24 protein-coding genes are annotated in these 15391 nt (G+C 68.6%); 11 read left to right on the plus strand and 13 right to left on the minus strand.

Features of this window, described 5'->3' with window-relative positions; genetic code table 11:
* Both ACZ67T_RS43410 and ACZ67T_RS43415 read left to right on the plus strand, forming a co-directional pair.
* The coding region (locus ACZ67T_RS43410) for a transposase (RefSeq protein WP_469992233.1) at window positions 1–631 on the plus strand (631 nt) is incomplete at its 5' end.
* A 25-nt stretch (window positions 632–656) separates the two neighbouring features.
* Complete coding sequence (locus ACZ67T_RS43415; RefSeq protein WP_398940408.1) at window positions 657–779, plus strand: hypothetical protein; 123 nt, start codon at window positions 657–659, stop codon at window positions 777–779.
* A gap of 425 nt (window positions 780–1204) precedes the next feature.
* On the opposite strand, the gene ACZ67T_RS43420 is transcribed toward ACZ67T_RS43415, so the two are convergent.
* Window positions 1205–1384: a DUF6381 family protein gene (locus tag ACZ67T_RS43420; protein ID WP_469992235.1), complete on the minus strand. Its 180-nt coding sequence runs from the start codon at window positions 1382–1384 to the stop codon at window positions 1205–1207.
* A gap of 405 nt (window positions 1385–1789) precedes the next feature.
* Here ACZ67T_RS43420 and ACZ67T_RS43425 point away from each other — a divergent pair, with 405 nt between their 5' ends.
* The gene (locus ACZ67T_RS43425; RefSeq protein WP_469992237.1) at window positions 1790–2470 is read left to right on the plus strand and encodes a S8 family serine peptidase; all 681 of its coding nucleotides are present in this window, start codon (window positions 1790–1792) and stop codon (window positions 2468–2470) included.
* Between the two features lie 193 nt (window positions 2471–2663).
* On the opposite strand, the gene ACZ67T_RS43430 is transcribed toward ACZ67T_RS43425, so the two are convergent.
* Together ACZ67T_RS43430 and ACZ67T_RS43435 are read right to left on the minus strand one after the other, a co-directional pair.
* Window positions 2664–2882, minus strand: coding sequence for a hypothetical protein (locus tag ACZ67T_RS43430; RefSeq protein ID WP_469992238.1), 219 nt, complete (start codon window positions 2880–2882; stop codon window positions 2664–2666).
* Between the two features lie 4 nt (window positions 2883–2886).
* Window positions 2887–3024 (minus strand): hypothetical protein, encoded by a 138-nt coding sequence (locus ACZ67T_RS43435; RefSeq protein WP_469992240.1) that lies wholly within the window; start codon window positions 3022–3024, stop codon window positions 2887–2889.
* Window positions 3025–3587: 563 nt separating this feature from the next.
* On the opposite strand from ACZ67T_RS43435, the gene ACZ67T_RS43440 reads away from it, so the two are divergent.
* Both ACZ67T_RS43440 and ACZ67T_RS43445 read left to right on the plus strand, forming a co-directional pair.
* A complete protein-coding gene (locus ACZ67T_RS43440; RefSeq protein WP_469992242.1) occupies window positions 3588–4541 on the plus strand; it encodes a S66 family peptidase in 954 nt (317 codons plus the stop codon).
* Window positions 4542–4637: 96 nt separating this feature from the next.
* On the plus strand, window positions 4638–4769 hold the full coding sequence (locus tag ACZ67T_RS43445; protein ID WP_469992244.1) for a DUF6233 domain-containing protein: 132 nt from the start codon (window positions 4638–4640) through the stop codon (window positions 4767–4769).
* A gap of 71 nt (window positions 4770–4840) precedes the next feature.
* Here ACZ67T_RS43445 and ACZ67T_RS43450 read toward each other — a convergent pair whose 3' ends face one another.
* Entirely contained in the window at window positions 4841–5230 is a 390-nt protein-coding gene (locus ACZ67T_RS43450; protein ID WP_469992246.1) for a cupin domain-containing protein, read from the minus strand.
* A gap of 171 nt (window positions 5231–5401) precedes the next feature.
* Here ACZ67T_RS43450 and ACZ67T_RS43455 point away from each other — a divergent pair, with 171 nt between their 5' ends.
* Entirely contained in the window at window positions 5402–5599 is a 198-nt protein-coding gene (locus ACZ67T_RS43455) for a hypothetical protein (RefSeq protein ID WP_469992247.1), read from the plus strand.
* A 74-nt stretch (window positions 5600–5673) separates the two neighbouring features.
* Window positions 5674–6309 (plus strand): HAD family hydrolase, encoded by a 636-nt coding sequence (locus tag ACZ67T_RS43460; protein ID WP_469992249.1) that lies wholly within the window; start codon window positions 5674–5676, stop codon window positions 6307–6309.
* On the opposite strand, the gene ACZ67T_RS43465 is transcribed toward ACZ67T_RS43460, so the two are convergent.
* The 5 genes from ACZ67T_RS43465 to ACZ67T_RS43485 form a co-directional block, all read right to left on the minus strand.
* Window positions 6299–6544, minus strand: a complete 246-nt coding sequence (locus ACZ67T_RS43465; RefSeq protein ID WP_469992251.1) for a hypothetical protein — start codon at window positions 6542–6544, stop codon at window positions 6299–6301. The genes ACZ67T_RS43460 and ACZ67T_RS43465 overlap by 11 nt on opposite strands.
* A 17-nt stretch (window positions 6545–6561) precedes the next feature.
* A complete protein-coding gene (locus ACZ67T_RS43470; protein ID WP_469992253.1) occupies window positions 6562–6726 on the minus strand; it encodes a hypothetical protein in 165 nt (54 codons plus the stop codon).
* Window positions 6727–6865: 139 nt separating this feature from the next.
* On the minus strand, window positions 6866–7078 hold the full coding sequence (locus ACZ67T_RS43475; protein ID WP_469992255.1) for a hypothetical protein: 213 nt from the start codon (window positions 7076–7078) through the stop codon (window positions 6866–6868).
* 177 nt (window positions 7079–7255) lie between these two features.
* Window positions 7256–7465, minus strand: coding sequence for a helix-turn-helix domain-containing protein (locus ACZ67T_RS43480; RefSeq protein WP_469992257.1), 210 nt, complete (start codon window positions 7463–7465; stop codon window positions 7256–7258).
* 177 nt (window positions 7466–7642) lie between these two features.
* Complete coding sequence (locus ACZ67T_RS43485; RefSeq protein WP_469992259.1) at window positions 7643–8020, minus strand: hypothetical protein; 378 nt, start codon at window positions 8018–8020, stop codon at window positions 7643–7645.
* Between the two features lie 564 nt (window positions 8021–8584).
* Here ACZ67T_RS43485 and ACZ67T_RS43490 point away from each other — a divergent pair.
* From ACZ67T_RS43490 to ACZ67T_RS43500, 3 genes are all read left to right on the plus strand, one after another.
* Complete coding sequence (locus tag ACZ67T_RS43490; protein WP_469992260.1) at window positions 8585–8866, plus strand: hypothetical protein; 282 nt, start codon at window positions 8585–8587, stop codon at window positions 8864–8866.
* 89 nt (window positions 8867–8955) lie between these two features.
* Entirely contained in the window at window positions 8956–9636 is a 681-nt protein-coding gene (locus ACZ67T_RS43495; RefSeq protein WP_469992262.1) for a transposase domain-containing protein, read from the plus strand.
* On the plus strand, window positions 9629–10318 hold the full coding sequence (locus tag ACZ67T_RS43500; protein WP_469992264.1) for a transposase: 690 nt from the start codon (window positions 9629–9631) through the stop codon (window positions 10316–10318). Before ACZ67T_RS43495 ends, ACZ67T_RS43500 begins: the two co-directional genes overlap by 8 nt.
* 5 nt (window positions 10319–10323) lie before the next feature.
* Here ACZ67T_RS43500 and ACZ67T_RS43505 read toward each other — a convergent pair whose 3' ends face one another.
* On the minus strand, window positions 10324–10848 hold the full coding sequence (locus ACZ67T_RS43505; protein ID WP_469992265.1) for a hypothetical protein: 525 nt from the start codon (window positions 10846–10848) through the stop codon (window positions 10324–10326).
* Window positions 10849–11497: 649 nt separating this feature from the next.
* Here ACZ67T_RS43505 and ACZ67T_RS43510 point away from each other — a divergent pair.
* Window positions 11498–11833, plus strand: coding sequence for a hypothetical protein (locus ACZ67T_RS43510; protein ID WP_469992267.1), 336 nt, complete (start codon window positions 11498–11500; stop codon window positions 11831–11833).
* Between the two features lie 32 nt (window positions 11834–11865).
* On the opposite strand, the gene fxlM is transcribed toward ACZ67T_RS43510, so the two are convergent.
* From fxlM to ACZ67T_RS43525, 3 genes are all read right to left on the minus strand, one after another.
* Window positions 11866–13347 carry a methyltransferase, FxLD system gene (gene fxlM / locus ACZ67T_RS43515; RefSeq protein ID WP_469992269.1) on the minus strand — a complete coding sequence of 494 codons (1482 nt, stop codon included), beginning with the start codon at window positions 13345–13347 and terminating at the stop codon, window positions 11866–11868.
* Between the two features lie 114 nt (window positions 13348–13461).
* Complete coding sequence (locus tag ACZ67T_RS43520; RefSeq protein WP_469992271.1) at window positions 13462–14559, minus strand: hypothetical protein; 1098 nt, start codon at window positions 14557–14559, stop codon at window positions 13462–13464.
* The gene (locus ACZ67T_RS43525) at window positions 14543–15382 is read right to left on the minus strand and encodes a thiopeptide-type bacteriocin biosynthesis protein (RefSeq protein WP_469992273.1); all 840 of its coding nucleotides are present in this window, start codon (window positions 15380–15382) and stop codon (window positions 14543–14545) included. The genes ACZ67T_RS43520 and ACZ67T_RS43525 overlap by 17 nt, the downstream gene beginning before the upstream one ends.
* Window positions 15383–15391: the final 9 nt, after the last annotated feature.

Here is a 15391-nt window from a genome sequence, read left to right on the forward strand (position 1 = left end):
GCAAGCCGCGCTCAAGCGGGCCGGCCGCAAGCGAGGCATCGAGGCCGAGGCCGAGCGGCTCCGCGTGGTCTTCCGCGGCGATTGGGCCCACCAGCCGACTTTGGTCGAGGACGCGCTCGGCAAGCAGATGCTTGGCCTCCTCGTGCAGCTCGAAGCCGCTTCCAAGGCTGCCGACGACCTTGCCGAGGCAGTGGCGGAAGCTTTCCCTCAGCACCCCGACGCAGAGATCATCACTAGTTTCCCGGGGCTCGGCATCCAGCTCGGCGCCCGAGTGCTGGCCGAGATCGGAGACGACCGAGCTCGGTTTGCCGACGCCCGAGGGCTGAAGGCCTACGCTGGCTCCTCGCCCGTCACCAGGGCCTCCGGCAAGAAGTCGTCCATCACCAGACGGTGGGTGAAGAACGACCGTCTCAACCACGCCGGATACCTCTGGGCGTTCTCCGCGATCACCGCCTCACCCGGAGCCAAAGCCCACTACAGGCGACGACGAGACGATCACGGCGACTGGCACGCCGCCGCACAGAGGAACCTCTTCAACCGCATGCTCGGCCAGCTCCACCACTGCCTCCAGCACCGCACGCTGTTCGCAGAAAATACTGCCTTCGCCGGCCCACTCGCGGTCGCTGCTTGACGGTATAGCGCCCTGAGGTGTCTACATGGCCCTGATGAGCCTGGACCCGACGGGCAAGGGCCGCAAGCGGTGGACCATGCGCTGGAAAGCACCCCTCAACGCGTTCCAGATCGCCTTCGAGGGCCGCCTGACCCCGAGTAACAACTGACACCTCAACAACCAAGATCAGCCGTTAAATTGACACACCCGATCCGAGAAACAGTGCCATAGACGCTGGAAGCATGAGGGCTGCCCTGTGGTCCGGCGTGATCCAGTTCGGGCTGGTCGTGCTGCCCGTGAAGCTGTTCTGTGTCCGGCGGCGAGCTGGCCGCGCCGCCCGAGCCCGCGCCAGCGGCGGACTTGATGGCCGCGCTGGAGGAGTCGGTGCGAGCCGCACGCGCGCACCAAGGCGGCTGAGTGGCTGGCCGGGTCGGCTCGGTTGTGCGGTGGTCCTGTGCCGGTGCCGGGTGTTGTTGGCGGCGGAGGCATTGTTTATGAGCGCGGACAGCCAGTGACCGGCCGGGGGCCTCTCACGTGGCAGAAAGCCACGCAGGCCGGCCCTCGGCCGGTGTCTATGCCCGGAACTGCCGGAACTTACATCGGGTCCATGTCCGGCTTGCCCGTACCGCTCGTGCGCTCGCTCTGCTCCTTGAGCTCGCGGGCCTTGTCCTTCAAGCGCTGACGCTCGGCCGGGTCCATGGCACGCTCCGCGGCCTGTTCCAGGTCCGCAGCCCGGGCACGCATCTGCTGGGCACGGTCGCCAGTAGCGCTCATGATCACTCCTTGGGTGACAGGGAAAGAGCGGGCCACACCAGCGAAACAGACCCCGTCACCCTCTGCGGTCGATCGACTACCCAGTGTTATCTGCGCAGTTGGGCGGGCCCTCGCGGAACAACGTGGTGGGGTGCCGCGCTCAGCCGCTGCGGTCCCACGGAATCGGATACAAGACGGTCGGCGTCGGCCGGGGCCGCGGCCTGTCCCAGCCCGGAAACTTCACCGGATACACAGCCGTCGACCGAGGCCGAGGCACCTTCTTTCCGGAACCATCCGCGCTGCCGCTGCCTGCGCCTGCGAAGCCGACGACCACCAGGGCGATGACGGCCAGGACACTCATCTGCCCCCACGCGCCGGCCGCCCATCGCGAATGCTCACGCGGCTCTGCTGTGTGGGATCGACTGGGTGGCCTCCACCCGCACGGACGCTGACCCCGACAACGACATCGCCCTGTTCAACATGAGCCTTGCCAGCAGTCCCCTCACGCCGCCGGAGGGGGACGACGGCCACTGCGGCATGGTGAACCAGGACCCCTTCCACCTCGCGATCTGCAACACCGTGGCAGTCGGCGTCACACCGGTGGCCGCCGCCGGCAATCAAGCTGTCGACGTGGCCAGCGTCATTCCTGCGGCTTACAACGAGGTGATCACCACCACCGCGATGGCCGATTTCGACGGCAGGCCCGGCGCGAAGGTGGCACCCATCTGCTACGGCCGCGACCTCGGCGTCTTCGGAGACGCCGATGACAAGGCCGCGGTGTTCAGCAACTTCGTCCGGTCGGCGTCCGATCGCAAGCACACTGTTGCCGCGCCCGGCGTCTGCAATGAGAGCAACTTCCCCCTCCCCGCCCACCACGCGCTCGGGGACGGCACCAGCTTCGCCGCCCCCGTCGTGTCCGGCGTACTCGCCCTGTGCATCGACACCGCACGGTGCGGGGAATCCTCCCCCGCCCGCAACCTTCGCAAGCTGGTCAACGACGCACGCAAATACAACGACCACAACCGCCGGTACGGCTTCCTCGGGGACCCGCACCGGCCCATCCCAGGCCGCTACTACGGCCCGCTCATCGCCGCCGACAGATACTGAGCTGGTCGTTCCCGGACACAGTCCGGAGGCAGCCAAGCCACCTCCGGACTCGATCGTGCGGGCGCCGGTCTACAGCGGCTTTCCTCGGCAATGTCCGGGAAACGGATGCCTGGCAGGGCGTCGATCAGGTCGGCCTGCCAGGCACGGATGGTGCGCGCGGCCCGAGGGCCGGAACCAAGAACACGGCAGGCCGTCACGTGATCATCGTACGGGCGGTGTCACGGTCGGCCGTGAACAGGAGCGTGATGGGGGCGCCGGCGCGGTGGGCGGCTTCGAGGACGGCGACTGTCGTCTCGGTGAGCGGCACTTGCGGGGCGGGCGGCTGCTTGGTGCTAGTGATCATGCACGTGCGGCACAGGTCGAGCCAGCGGCGCCCGCGGTCGGTTTCGATGACCCGCGTGGCACGGGCCAAGGCATCACAGGCTGCGCAGGCGACCGGGTGGGGGGCGCAGGCACTGGATGTGCGGTGCGTCCCCGAGCGGGCCGTTGGGGGCCGGCGGGAGTGTGGCCGCGTCGATGGCGAGGATCCGCAGGACGGCGACGGTGGTGTTCATGACGGCCGTGCCTCCTTCCTGCGTGGCGAACGGCGCAGACCAGAGACGTATTATCGAACATGTGAACGATACGTCGCTTTCCCGTCTCACCCTGCTCCGCTTCCTGGAGCGCGTACAGGTCGGTGACCTCTGGCGCACCCGACGGTGGATCGAGGAGGAGGAGCGGCGGGAGGCGGAGCAGGCGCGGGGAGCTGCGGCGCATCCACCGGAACCGGACTGGCTCATCGAGACGGGCCTGGGCGGGCGCGCGGCGGTGTACGTACTTCTCCGAACTACGCAGCCCCCTCCTCGTTGTTTTCTTGAGTCGAAGGCGAAGGACGCTGGCGTTGTTTTCGACAGAGCGAGCGGGAGCCACCGGGGCAACGAGAACGGGAGCCGCGTTGCTCCATCCTTGAACCAGGTGGACGCGACACAGGTTCATGATCGGCAACGAGATTGGGAGCCACCTGACGTCGGAGTATCGTCGTGCCAGAATCCGGCGTATGTCAGTTCGATACCCGCGCCCTCTGCGCCCCGGCGACCGTGTAGGCACCACTTCTCCCTCGAGCGGAGTCGCGAAGGAGATGCGCGAGCGCCTCGATGTGGCGATTCATGATGTGGAGGCGCGAGGGTACGAGGTCGTCGTCGGCCAATGTATGGACGGTTCTGGTCATGTGAGCGCTCCTGCCGCTGACCGCGCGCGTGAGTTGATGGCGATGCTGACGGATCCCGACGTCAGGGCCGTGGTCCCGCCGTGGGGCGGAGAGACAGCAATCGATCTGCTGCCTCTGCTCGACTGGGACCGCTTGCGTGAGGCCGAACCGACGTGGCTCGTTGGCTACTCGGACCTGTCGACCATCCTCACGCCGCTCACTCTCCTCACCGGCACGGCGACCGTGCACGGCAACTGCCTTATGGAGACTCCCTACCGAGTGCCCGAAGGGCTCTCCTCGTGGCTCGACATCACCGCCGCGCCATTGGGGCACCGGTTCACCCAGACTCCGCCCGAACGCCACCGAGCTGCGGGCCGGGACGACTTCCGGACCCAGCCGGAGGTACGGGAGTTCACCCTCGACACCCCCGGCAGGTGGACCAGGCTGGACGGCGACGGCGACGGCGACGTAGAGGTCGAAGGCCGCCTCATCGGAGGCTGCATCGAGACGCTGTGCAATCTTGCAGGGACGCCCTACGGGGACACCACGGCATTCGCTCGCGCGCACGCGCCGGAAGGACTGCTCATATATGTCGAAGCAGCAGAAGACAACGCCTTCACGATCTGCCGGAACCTGCACGGGATGCGGCTGGCGGGCTTCTTCGACAGGGCCAACGCGGTCATCGTCGGTCGAACCTCCGCGCCCGGCGGCAGCTCCCTCACACAGCATCAGGCCGTGCTGGACGCACTCGGGGTGCTGGACGTGCCGATCATCGCCGATGTCGAGTGCGGTCACGTCCCGCCGTACCTGCCCATCGTCAACGGAGCACGCGGCCGGATCGCACACACCTCGACCCGCAGCGAACTCACCCAAACCCTGGACTGACTCACCAGGGACGTCCCTCGCCAGGCGTCGCGTGAAGCCAGCAGAAATGGTCACTGACCTGCGAAAAGACGGGAGTATGTTCGGTCAACACGACACGTGGGCGGGTGCCACATGGCCGGGAAGCGATCCCGGGGTGTCGAGCAGGGGCAGGCGCTGCGGGCCCTGACCGAGTCCGTTCCCGCCTGCCCGCACTGCAGGCCGGATACCGAACTGGGGGTTTTGGACTAGGCCGTGTAGCTACGAGGCGACCGTCCTCGTCGCGGCCATCAACGAGTGGCTGTGACCATCGCTCAATCGTGTCAGGACCGCAGTTCCGCCTGACCCTTCTCAGCCGCTGCATAGCCAGGCACGGACGGCCACCGAACAGTCAGTACCACCGACTCTTCCTCCGCGAACCATGAGTGATCGACTCCACGCCCCCACACGACGTAATCACCCTGCTCCTCCAAAAGGACGCTGCGGCCGGGCAGTTCGACGCGGAAACGGCCGCTGATGAGAACCAGGAGAGCCGTACGTTCCTCGCCCCTCACCCACTGCGAACGCTCATCGGCACGGGGGTGGACGCCCCATTTGATCTCTAGGGCCTCGCTGTGGCGCGGGTCGCCAACGTCCTTGAAGTGTCCGAGAAGCCACCCTCGGTCCAGTGCTGCATCTTTGCCCGCGTTGCCCACGTACACGCTGTCATTCACGTGGTCGAACGCTAGCAGCCACTCTTGTACTCGCAGTCAGCGCTTTCGATACGCGCCCTAGCTAGGCGCCGCGCCTGGAGGTCGGCGGCCGGCTGCGACCGCGCCGCACCGCCCCGTCTCAGCCCGGGCGCCGTATCATTTCTTCGTTCAACTAGTCGAACAGGACACCCTATGACTGCCCCGGCGCTCGAAGAGGTCACGTACGAGCCACCCACGTGCCCGGCTACCTTCACCGGTCCCTGCGCGGGCCCGCGGTGCGAGAACACGACCCAGAAATACGGGCCGGCCGCGTACGGCCGCCCGGCCAGCCCACTGTGCAACGTCTGCCTGGCGAAGGCCGAGACCGGACGCATCAAGCACGCAGGCTGAGTAGGTGTGTTTTTGAAGGTCAAGCGAACGGACCTGCTTGTCGGTTGTGATCACGCCAGTGGTACTCATGCAGCGTGAAGACCGCGATAGGCGCCCGTGACCTCTCCTTTGATGCCGTCTTGTGTGACCTCGACGGGGTGATCCGCTTTTATGACACCGCCGAGGTGACACGCCTAGAGGAGGCAGCGGGTCTGCCGGAGGGCATCACGGCGGCTATCGGATACGCGCCGGAGAACGACCTGCCGCTATTGCTCGGGCAGATCACCAGAGATCAGTGGGCCCAGTCGATCGTGTATGGCCTCGGATCCCATGTTTCGTCAAGTGACGCTCACGCGCTGGCCAAGGCGTTCACCGAAGCCAGCTTTTGGGCAGATGAAGCTGTCGTCGACCTTCTGCGTCAGGTTCGGGAGCATTGCCCAGTCGTCCTTGTCACGAACGCGACGGTGTGGCTCGACGAAGACCTTGCGGTACTCGGGCTGTCTGACCTCGCAAACATCGTGATCAACAGTTCGCTCGTCGGTGTCGCCAAGCCGGACCGTCGCATCTATGAGATAGCGGCAGAGCAGGCTGGCGCCCGCGTCGACCGATGCCTTTTCGTCGACGACCGGAAGGAGAACATCGACGCGGCAAGTGAGCTTGGGATGACCACGGTGCTGTATCGCGCTGTCGGGGATCTGCGGGAGTCCGTGGCTGGGCTGCTCAACCGGTGAGTGGCTTCCTCGCCCGGCTGTCGGTGCGGGGTCCTTTGCGGGCCAGGCGCCGGGTCATGAGGGTGTTGAATGCCCAGTTCAGGTGGGCTTCGGCGTGTTGAGGCAAGCGCTCGTAGTCCCGGCAGTTGCGGCGGGCATTCATGATCCAGCCGATCGACCGTTCGTCCTTCCAGCGGCGGGGAAGCACGACGAATCCCTTGCTGCCCTTGGGCCGAAGGACGGGCCGCAGGGTCAACCACAGATGGTCCTGGGTCAGGCGGGCAGCAGGTCACGGGAATAGGCGGAGTCCGCCCAGATCTGGGTGATTTGGGGGTGCGTGAGCCTCAGCCGCCAGAGCATGTCCCTAGCCATGATCTCGTCCCAGGCATCGCCGGGCGTCACCGTGATCATCACGGGCAGTCCGAGAGTGTCGACCACGATGTGTCTCCGGACCCGGACGGCCCCGTCCCAGGAGTTAGAGGTCGAGGACGGCGCGCAGCATGGCGTCCACGCGGGTGATCACGGCGGGGGCGACGGCGCCCTGGAGGGTGGTCTCGGTGAAGCGCGTCGAGCGCAGTTACTGGAGGTTGACGGCGACGGCGGTGGACGGGACCGGGTCGTCGATGACGACCGACATCGCGGTATCGGGGTAGCGGCCCGACGGGTGCAGCACGATCGCCAGGACGGCGCCGTACGCCTCGTCGAGGCCCGTGAGGGAGACGACCAGGACGTCGCGGCCGTCGGGCGCGGGCAGGTTCCAGATCTCACCGCGCTTGAGCTCTGACGTCACAGGGAGTCGCCCTCGCCGGCCAGGTCCTGGCCAAGACCGAGCCCGGCGAGCTGGTGGCCGGCGTCGAGGGTCGCGGCCCGGCGCGCACGATATACGCACCACAAAGTGGTGGCGTCAGGCGATATCAGCCACGCATCGGGAATTGCCTGCGACCTCGCCCACTCGGCGCCCCGCCGTTCACGAACGGGGCTTGCTGCGGGTGGCACCACCGCGCCCGCGCAGCGTGGCGCCTGCCTCGGCGAGGATGCGGTGGACGAAGCCGTACGAGCGTCCGGTGCTTTCGGCGATGCTCCGGATCGAGGCGCCGCCTTCGTATGCGGCCTTCACTTCGGCGGTGACCTGGTCGCGCTGCGCACCGGTGATCCGCTTGCCCTTGTCCATGACCATCCCTCTCACGGTTCGAAGGACGATCATCGCGCACCTGGCGGCCGCCCGTGAGGGAATCGGCCTGGTTCGACCGCCGCCCGTTCGCCTCGCATGCGGGCGCCTGTTGGCGAGAGAGGTGACTGCGGGCCGGGAGGCGGCGCTGAGATGGACCTCTCGCTGCCCAGCGCGGGTGCGTCGTCAGGACGTTCGGGGCACGGCACGGGCCAGGGGCTCAAGGTCGCCGTAGAGGGCAGCGTGCAGGGCGGCGGCCAGTTCACGGGCCCGTCCCTCGCCGTCCACGTCGTTCAGAGCGAAGTCGACGGGGCCCGCGGAGGAGTCGGGGCGGATCTCCCGGGAGCGGATGAGGAGGCCGACGGCCTCTCGCACCGCCTGGTACACGGTGGTGGTGATGGTGTGCTGGGGCGCGGTGAGTGCGTCGGCCTTGACCGTCCACAGCGGGCCCTGTTGCTCGAGGGCGATGAACACGACGCGCTGCTCCTTGGCCGCCTTGCACGCGTCCTGTCCGGTCGCGTCCGGGATCCGGTCGGCGGGGCAGGGCGTCGGCAGCGGCTCCATGACAAGCATCCTCCCAGCAGACAGACAACGGCGCTGTGCGGTGACGCGGGGCGTGTCCCCGTAGCCAGGCCAGGCGTTGAGATGGTGCGCGACAGCGGTCCCGATTTCCCTTCCCGGGCCGCGTGAGAAACAGCGCTGGCCGCGCCCCTCGGGTGCTCGGCCAGGGCTTCGTGCTGGGGGCGGTGTTCCCGCGAGCGAACCGAGATGATGAACTGGCGGGGCTGCCAAAGCGACGGGGCCCCAACCTCGATGCCATCAATGGGCAGCCTGGAGCGCGGCGCTGACGAGCGCCTCGCCGCTCCTCGGGGGAGCGGTGCGGGCGCGGTGGGGGCCACGCCCGCACCGCGCGGACAGCCATCGCCGCACACGCGAGCGAACAACCGCCCACTCAGAGCCCGGATCACCGGCCCCGGCGTGGCCCGGGAGTGCCACGCGACCTGCCGAGAGCGGCCGTGAACTGCGATAACGCCGCCCATACTGTCATCCTTAAAGGCCGGACAGCCCAGCCCCGCGCCGGCCCGCCGGGACGGAGCACAGCCTGAAGACACGCGAGCGGATGCCCTCATGCTGATCATTCACAGCGTCGACGGTGACACCCTGCGCGTGAACCTGCACCACAACGTCGACGTCCACACCCGGGCCGCAACCAACGTAGAGATCGAGGCCCTCGTCCACACCCACCGGCCCCGCCGCGTCACCGTCCAGGTCCCCGCCGGGGATCCGACGCCCGCCACGCTCAGCGTCGTCGTCCGCGCCCACCGCCTGTGCAAGAGCCTCGACATCCCCCTCAGCCTGACCGGAGCCACCACAGCAGCCCAACGCTTGTTCGCCACGAACACCGCCTAGAGGCAATGCAGTTGCTTTTGAGCTGGCTGGTGCGTTGACCTGCTCGTGGAAGGGGGTGGGGGCCGGGCTGCCGGTCACGCATAGGGATCTTGACCAAGGTGCTCACGCCGGAGCTCGTGGACGCGGCCGTCGCCAAGCACGGGCGGGGTGAGCTGCGGCGCCGACCGCTTCCGGCCCGGCTGGTCGTGTACTTCGTGCTCGGGCTGTGCCTGTTCGCCCGGGAGTCGTACGAGGAGGTGATACGCATGCTGACCAGTGGCATACCTGGCAGTCGGGCCCTGGCCCGGGTCAACCGCTCGTCGCTGTGCCGGCCGCGAGTCCGGCTCGGTGAAGAGGTGCTGGAAACGGTATTCCGGCAGGTGGCCGGCCCGCTGGCGGTCCCGGAGACGCCGGGCGCGTGGTGGCGTGGTCTGCACCTCCTGGCACTGGACGGCACACAGTTCGACGTGCCGGACTCGGTGGGCAACGGCGACACCTTCGACGGCCCCTCCACAGGCGGGACGCCGTTTGGTTTTCCGCAGGTGCGAGCCGCCGTGCTCGCGGAGATCGGCACCCACGCCATTCTCGACGCCGGCCTGGGCGGCTACCGGGACGGCGAACGGCGCCTGGCCTACCCGCTGGCCAGCTCGACAGGCACCGGGGACCTCGTCATCGCCGACCGCGGGTTCTGGTCGGTCGAATTCGTCCACGTCTTCACCACGTCCCGGCGCCCATCTGCTGGCAAGACTCCAGTCCAACCACCTCGGCACCACCCAGGCGGAGTTGCCTGACGGCTCCCGGCTGTCCTTGATGCGCCCCGGCAAGGACGTCCGCCTCCGGGCAGCCCGCGAAGGCCGGGTCCTGCCGAAGGAGACGACCTACCGCGTCATCACCTTCACCAAGAACAACAAGGCCGTGCACCTGGGCACATCCCTGGTGGACACCGAGCAGTACCCGGCGGACGAGCTGATCGCCCTCTACCGGCAGCGCTGGGAGATCGAGCTGGCCTTCGACGAGATCAAGAACCACCTCGGCCCCGGCGGACCGCTCCGATCGCGCACCCCTGAAGCCGTGCGGCAGGAGCTGTGGGCTCTGATCGCGGTCCACCAGGCCGTCCGCCGGTTCGCGCACGACACCGCGGCGAGTGGCCCGGTCCTGGATGCCGACCGGATCTCTTACCTCCGCTGCGTCCGGATCGCCCGGCGCAGCGTACCGTCCCAACACTGCACCTCCTGCCGCACGTTGACCACCGCCTGGAAGGAGGCCATCCAGGAAGCGCGGTCCCGTCTGCTGCCGCTCCGGTCCAGCCGGGACTGGCCCCGAGCGATCAAGAAGCCGATTCGGTGGCCGATCCTGAGAACCCGGAGCGGCCGCAGCAAGGTCGCACCGGGGCGATGGGCGCATAACCAGACCACCAAGCAGCGCAAACACCGGGGCGCCGGCAGACCCGTGCCTCGCGCTCAACCGCCTTGACCTCCCTACAGCTGGTCCCCCCTGCTGGGTGCTTCCGGAGGATGCATCCCGCCACCGTCCTTGGGGTCCACTCCACAGGTGCGTCCGTCGTAGGACTGGTCATTGGGGATCAACAACACTCCGGCAACCTGCGCAGGGTGCTCGACGGCGAGCCAGTCGTCGCCCGTGAGGGGATCGTCGGCCGGCCCGAACGCCTGGGATGAGTGAACCTTGTGACACCCCAACGCCACACGCTCCTTGTCGACCGCGCAAGCGTCCACTACGGGGTCGGAAGATCCGGCGCCGTCGAAGCGGAAGTGGAAGTGGACCCGGTCACCTTCGGAAGGCACCTGCGGGTGGGGCTCAAGGCGCCAGTCAACGACCGCGGCGGTGACGCCGAGAGGCTGCCCATCCGTGTCCACGACCTGCACCCTGACATCAGCCTTACCGCGCTCCGCCGTCGTGTCGGTGCAGCCCCAGGTAGAGCAGCCGGACAGGGCCAGAATCACCAGAGCCAGCGGGGCAACGGCGAGTATTCGTGCGGGGAACACAGAGATGACCTCCAGTCGGGGTGGGGCAGGGCAGTGTATTCCGGGGCCTGGCAGCTGCGGGTGATGGCGGCGAGCGCCTACGGCGGCGAAGCCGAGGCGCAGAAGGAGCCTTGTGTACTGGGCGGGTGCTAAAGCAACTGCATTGCGCCTAGAGGCCTCCCCCCGGCCAGCACGTCCGGCGGCCCCGTTGACCCGGATGACGGCCCGCGACCCACACCGTGAACGCCACGCCCGGCCGCCACCAGGCACCCTTCCCGCACTCGTCAAGGGACGGAGGTGGGGCTGCCGGACCGGGAGGGGCCCAACCTTGACCGGCCGGTCCAGCAGCCTCGGTAACCGGGCAGGTCCACGAGGCTGCCGGCCGGTACAGCGGGTGCGGGGATGAGGGTGGAGAGCACCGCACCACGCTGGCTTATCGGGTGGGCCACGGGCAGCTGTCTGCCAGCCTGGCCCACTCCCGGTCCACCTGCCCGGGCACGACACGCCCCTGCTCACTCCAGCAGGCAGCCAACGCCGCAAAGATCGGCTCACCCGGCGAAGGCGGAACCAATTCCTCGCGGCCGGCGACCTGAGCGGGCCGGGTCGTCATGGTCACACAGACCTAACGCGCAAATTCGGCTGAGGTCACCCCTGGGCGGCTCCGGCGCTATTGCAGCGCGGTACGTGCCGCTACGCCGAGAGACGGCGCAGGGCGCAAGACGACTCGCACGGCACACTCGTTGCCGCCGCCCCGGCTGTACGACGACTTGCGGTACTGCGCCTGTGCCAGGTCGACGCCGGCCTCTCCCGCCTCGACGAGCTCAGCACCGGCGGCCACCACGCCTACTACGCGGACCTCACACGCTTCATGGACGCCCGCCCGGTCCACAACTCCTGTGCTCCAGTTCCGAGCTGGCTCGACGGAGAACCGGCCGTGCGGGAACGCTGGCAGGCCCTGGTCGTCGGCCGCCGCGCCTTCACTCCTTCCGCGAGACACGCCTCCTGAGATGCGGAGTGGCGCCTACGACCTTCGGGGTGTCACCAGTCGATGGTCAGGCGGGTCTCGGGCCGTGTGACACGGACACCAGCGGCGAGCTGGGCGTCGGGCGTGGCGGCGGGGTAGGCCGTAACGACGGGCTGCTCGGGCCTCTTCTGGCTCCAGCGTCGAAGGAGATCGTTGACCTGGCCGATGAGTTTGCTGCTGTCCGGGCCGTGCGTGATCAGGCCGAGCTCGTTGGCGTCCTCGCCGGCCGGGCGGGCGGTCACGTAGGCGAGGGTGCCGCGGTCGTACAAGCTGGCCCCGGCCCACCGCAGGGCGGGGTCGGCCAGGCCGTGAGTGCGGGCGGCGGAGCCGATGGACAGCCGGCCGAAGCTAAGGCCGCTGTTCATGGTGGCGAGCCAGAGGTCGAGGTGGGCGGCGGGTTCGTCGTGACGGACCTTGATGCCGGTCCACTGCTGGTGAGCGGGGTGAGTGAGGGCCTGGGCGAGGGCCGTCTCGTCGGGGAGGTCGTCGGCGTCGAGCTTGAGGATGGCGTCGTCGGCGAGGCGGATGTGGCGTTCCCCCATCTCGGCGGCGCCGCGCATCGGCACGAATCCGCACACGACGGCGTTGGTACTGGCCATCAGCGCCTCGTCGCTGTGGTCGAAGGCGAGCGAGCGGGTCAGGCCGCTGCCGTGGAGGCGCAGGGGGACGACGATGCGTCCGCCGATGGCGAGCTGGGTCCACCAGGTGGTGGAGATGTCCCAGGCGCCCGCGGTGACGATGATCCTGTCGAATACCTTGCCGTTCGGGTCGCCGAGGGCGCCGTCGCCGCAGACCACCGCGACCTGGTCGTATCCGGCGGCGGCCAGGCCGGTGCGGGCGCGCTGGGCGAGGTCCTCGTCGAGTTCGATGGTGACCACCGAACCGCTCGGCCCGGCCAGTTCGGCGAGCAGGGCCGCGTTGATGCCGGTGGCCGCGCCGATCTCCAGGACGCGGTGGCCGGGGTGGACATCGAGCTGCTCAAGCATCTTGGCCACGATGTTGGGACTCGACGCGGAGGAGACGGCGGTGCCGTCCTCGGCGCGCTTGGTCACCACCGGCTTGGGCTCGTACGCCGTCTCCAGGTCCGCATCGGGCAGGAAGACGTGGCGCGGCACGGTGCGGAAGGCGTCCTTGACCCGGTCGGTGCGGAAGCTGCCGAGGCTGTCGATCTTGGCGATGAGGACCTCGCGCAGTTCCTGCGCATCGCGGGCCGCGGCGTCGGTGGAGTGCATGGTCACTGTCCTGACTGTATTGGGGCGGGCGGAGTCGGTTCGGCTGCTACGCGGGGCCTGGTCGGGTATGGGCTCCCGGTGGAAGATCACGCGGCTGGCCGAGGTCGCCAGGGCGTTCTGATGGGCCGCAGAACCGAGCCGGTTGAAGGCGAACAGCAGATGGTCGGCGAGGACGGCTCGCAGTTCCCGGGTAGCTGTCCGTGGCGGGCAGGCGGCCAGGCTGATCAGCTCCGGCGGTGCAGGCAGGACGCGCTGAACGTTCACCTGGCGCACCTGCTGTGGCGAGAACGACAACTGGGCACGTTTTACGGGGAGGTCCGGGCAGCAACCCTCGGTCGATCCTGAACGTCAACGGCGCCGATCTGTTACGCCTCCGCTCTACCGTCCAGCGTGGCTGTCGCGGATGACGCGGTCCGCACACAGCAGCGAAACGGTCAGGGCGGTGAGGAGGCTCCCCTGCATGACCCGTCCTTCCAAGGCGCTCGCGCGTAGGACCTGGTGACAGTCCAGCGCCTGCTCGGCGCTGGCCTGCAGTGTGAACGCCGGGGCCGTAAGGCACTCCCGTGCCGCGTAGCCGTCGCACGTTGCGATGGTCCGGTCGTGCAGCGCGGCCACGAGGCGGTGAGCGGTTTGCGAGTCGGCGTCGGCCAGGTCCAGCAGGGTCAGCCCCAGCCGGATGTTGAAGACGATCAGGCCTCCGGTGACCGGGCGTTGGACGTAGGCGTCCACGAGTTCACCGAGCAGCGGATCGGCATTGAGGCCCTGGGCCTGGCGGCACAAGAGAGTCAGGCAGGCGGTCACCTCCTGCTCCCACTCCTCGCCGCGATCTGTGTCGGCGAGGAGCGTCGCAGCGTCCGAGGCCGTACCGGCCGCCAGGGCGGCGAGGACGGCGACTTGCCGGCCGTCGAGCATGCGCTTGCCGATGCCGCGGTGCGCTTCCATGTGGGCAAGTGCGTCCGGCCAGCGTCCGGCGGTGGTGAGCGTGCGGGCGCCGTCGGCGAGGACGACCGCCCACAGCCAGGCCCGTACGTCGGTTCGGCCTGCGTCTGTGGTGAGGTCGGAGGGGATGGTGATCCCCTCCACCTCGGCGGGTTTGCCGGCGCTGACTGCATCGAGCAGGTCGAGGAGTTGGCGGCGGCCGTCGTCTGCGCGGGCGGCGCGGATCTGGAGGCGAGCGAGGTTGACGACGGGCTCGAGTGCGTGTTTCGCGCTCGTGCCGTCGAGCGGGCAAGCGTGCAGGTAGGCGGCCGCGTGCTGGTGGCACATCTCGCGGGCCAGCTCGGGCAGGCCGAGGTCGGAGGCGAGGAGCGCGGCCTGATTGAAGGCGAGCGATGCCTGGACCTGGTTCTGTGTGGCGGCGGCCTGGTCAGCGAGGTCGACGAGGTGGGCGACGCGCGCTGGCAGGGGTATGCAGGCCGGGCGGGGGCGGGCGATGAGCGGGAAGTAGCGGGCGGTGAAGTCAGGGAGTGTGGGCACGGTCCGCGCTCCTGTTGAGGGTGGGGTCCGGGCCGAAGGTGACGGTCTTGGCGGCGTCGGCGAGGAGGGCCTGCATGCTGCAGGGCAGGCCGATCCGGTTCCACGCGAAGATCACGTGATGGGCTAGGACGTCCCGCAGTCCTCGGTGCAACTTTCCGGCCTGGGTGAGGTGGTGGAGTTCGTGGCCTGCGTCGGTGTAGGTGCGGGCCCAGTCGGCGGTGTCCGCCAGCGGTCCGCCGGCGTGCATCATTTCCTCAGCGTTCACGGAGATCAGGCGATGCACGGCCGTCCGGAGGCGGTCGTGTCGATCGTGGTCATGCTGGTCGGCGGTGGGCTGCAGTTTTCGATGCGCGGCGACGCGGGCCCAGACGTCGCCCTGCTCGTACCAGTCCAGTCCGGCCGCGCGGAGCAAAAGGCTGCACAGTGCGAGGGACATCTCGCGCCGGTATCGGCCTCTGTCGCCTTGCAGTTGCTCGAGCAGAGCGCGGCTGTCGCGGCAGAAGAAGCGGTGTGCGGACGCCATGGATTCGGCGCCGCCGAAGGCGTGCGCTTCGGGCTCGTAGACGATCTCTGTCCACCCAGTGATGTGCCCGTCGGCAATCAGCGCGTCCAGGCCTTGCCCGAGACGATCCTCCCCGGCCGTACCGGCGAGGTAGCGCAAGCGCCAACAGGGATGCTTGCGGATAAAGAACCAGGCCGTTACTGCCTGGGAGGCCTCTGCGGTGCGCAGGAGCGGGGCAAGGTGGGTCAGGGCGGTGGCCTCGGCGCGATCCCAGTCGGGGAAGGCGAGGTTGGCCTGGCGCCACGTGGTCGGTGAAGTCATCGAGGTCTC

Source organism: Streptomyces sp. NPDC107517 (genome assembly GCF_055582645.1).